Raw genomic sequence first — 795 nt, 5'->3', positions numbered from 1 at the left:
CGACGCAGCGGGGTGGGCCGCCGCCACCGGTCAGCACGTGCGCCGTCGCGTACCCGACCAGCGCGAGGAGGACCGCGCACGCCACCCCGGCGCGCGCCCGCCGGGCGCGGTTGCGGAGGAAGGGGAGGGACACGCGTCACACCGTACTGGAGTGCGTGCGCCCGCCACGGGAGGGGCCACGGGCCCGGCAGACCGCCGGCCGCTCCCCGTCTCCCCCTGTCACGCACGGGCGCGCGCACGCGAGCGGGGGCCGGATCGCGGGGCGTGGGCGCGCTGGGCCGGCCGGCGCGGCACCCCGTAGGGTCACACTCATGGAGCATGAGCACCCCGTACTTGACCTGTCCGTGGACGCCGCCGAGCTGACCGCCCGCCTCGTCGACTTCGCCTCGGTGAGCGGCGAGGAGAAGCCGCTGGCCGACGCCATCGAGCGCGCGCTGCGCGACCTGCCGCACCTGCGGGTGGACCGGGACGGGAACGCCATGGTCGCGCGGACCGACCTCGGCCGCGCCGAGCGCGTCGTGCTCGCCGGCCACATCGACACCGTGCCGATCGCCGACAACGTGCCCTCGCGCCTGACCGAGACCGCCGACGGCGAGAAGCTGCTGTGGGGTTGCGGCAGCTCCGACATGAAGTCGGGCGTGGCCGTGCAGTTGCGGATCGCGGCCACGGTGCCCGAGCCCAACCGCGACCTGACGTTCGTCTTCTACGACAACGAGGAGGTCGCCGCCGAGCTGAACGGCCTGCGGCGGCTGGCCGAGCGACACCGGGACTGGCTGGCGGGCGACTTCGCGGTGC

General features: G+C 75.6%; 1 protein-coding gene. It reads left to right on the top strand.

Annotated features, from left to right (window positions below):
• Window positions 1-311 precede the first annotated feature (311 nt).
• On the top strand, window positions 312-795 hold a 484-nt coding region (locus KUM32_RS38530), incomplete at its 3' end, for a M20/M25/M40 family metallo-hydrolase (RefSeq protein WP_217146456.1).

The organism is Streptomyces sp. AC627_RSS907 (genome assembly GCF_019049165.1).
Note: the sequence above shows the minus strand (reverse complement) of the source record. Positions and strands in the feature narration are given on the sequence as shown.